Annotated in this window: 1 protein-coding gene; it reads left to right on the forward strand. The window is 66.6% G+C overall.

The window, feature by feature from the left end; translation table 11 throughout:
• Window positions 1–158: 158 nt before the first annotated feature.
• On the forward strand, window positions 159–1,505 hold the full coding sequence (locus EBE87_RS28185; protein ID WP_122140317.1) for an IS701 family transposase: 1,347 nt from the start codon (window positions 159–161) through the stop codon (window positions 1,503–1,505).
• The last annotated feature ends 96 nt before the right edge of the window (window positions 1,506–1,601 follow it).

Raw genomic sequence — 1,601 nt, forward strand, 5'->3', positions numbered from 1 at the left:
TCGGGCAGGCCGGGCCGCAGGACATCGAGAAGGCCCGCATCATCGTCGAAGATGCCAAGGACGTCTCGCAACCAGACAGCTAGCACTACTTTGGCAGGCTGAGGCGAACCGGCAGGCTTGCTAGTGGTTCTGTTCGGCATGTTGGCCGAGGTGGTGCCATGGCGAGATCTCTGGACTGGCGGACGGCGCTGGAGCGCTGGTTGAAGCCGTTCCTGGCAGCTCTGGAGCACCCGTCACGGCAGGCCATGTGTCCGCTCTACGTGGCCGGGCTGATTGGTCCTGGCGATCGCAAGAGCACGCAACCCATGGCGGAGCGGCTGGGGCTGCCGAGCCATGATGCTCTGCATCACTTCATCTCGGCGGGCGTGTGGAACGCAGCACCGCTCGAGGCGGCTCTGCTGCGTGAGGCCGACCGCCTCGTTGGTGGCCCGGGGGCCTGGCTGGTAGTGGATGACACGGCGTTGCCGAAGAAGGGCCGGCACTCGGCTGGCGTCGCCCCACAATATGCATCAGTTCTCGGCAAGAACGCCAATTGCCAGACGCTGGTCTCGCTGACCCTCGCGGCTGGCGAAGTGCCAGTGCCGGTCGCGCTGCGCCTGTTTCTGCCCGAGAGCTGGACAAGCGACCGAGTCCGCCTCGAGAAGGCCGGCGTGCCTGAGGGGTGGCGAGCGCCGCGAACCAAGCCGGAGATTGCGCTGGCTGAGATCGACCGGGTGCTGGCTGCCGGCGTGCGGTTCCGGGCCGTGTTGGCCGATGCTGGATATGGCCTGAGTGCGCCGTTCCGGCAGGGCTTGAGCGAACGCGGCCTGTTCTGGGCGGTTGGCATCCCGCGTCAGCAGAAAGTCTATCCTGCGGACGTGCAGCTGATCTTTCCCGTCGCAGGTCATGGCCGGCCACGACAGCGGCACATCCCCAACACCCTGTCGGCCGCTGCCGAGACGGTGCTTGCCGAGGCCGATTGGCGGCAGGTCAGCTGGCGCCGCGGCAGCAAGGGTAGGCTGAGCGCCCGGTTTGCCGTTCGGCGCATCCGGGTGGCAGACGGGCCGCCACAGCGGATCGGGGATGGCGGCGGCCAGCACATGCCCGGCGAAGAAGCTTGGGTGATCGGCGAGCACCGCTCATCGGGCGAACGGAAGTACTACCTGGCTAACCTGCCTGCCAGCGCGAGCCTGCGTACCCTCGCAGCCGCCATCAAGGCCCGCTGGGTGTGCGAACAGGCGCATCAGCAGATGAAGGAAGAACTCGGTCTCGATCACTTTGAAGGCCGCTCCTGGACAGGCCTGCATCGACACGCGCTCATGACGATGCTCGCCTACGCGTTCCTGCAGCACGAGCGCCTCAGTGTGGTGGCGAAGCGGGGGAAAAAGGCGCGTCGGCCCGCCACCAGAACCGAGCCTGCCCGCCGTACGCCACGCCATCACCGCGCACCTGCTGCGAGTGAACCGGGGGTGGCTACCAGGACGATGTCCGCACTGCCGACGATGGATCGTACCGCCGCAGCCTAAATGTCGCCTGCCAAAGTAGTGCTAGGTGTCTGGTTGCGAGACGTCCTTGGCATCTTCGACGATGATGCGGGCCTTCTCGATGTCCTGCGGCCCGGC

The sequence above is a fragment of the Teichococcus wenyumeiae genome (assembly GCF_003696345.1).
GTDB classification, from domain to species: domain Bacteria; phylum Pseudomonadota; class Alphaproteobacteria; order Acetobacterales; family Acetobacteraceae; genus Pseudoroseomonas; species Pseudoroseomonas wenyumeiae.

What these genes read in the sequence shown, in the direction of transcription:
- EBE87_RS28185 (WP_122140317.1), top strand. Translation starts at nt 159, where the DNA reads ATGGCGAGATCTCTGGACTGGCGGACGGCGCTGGAGCGCTGGTTGAAG.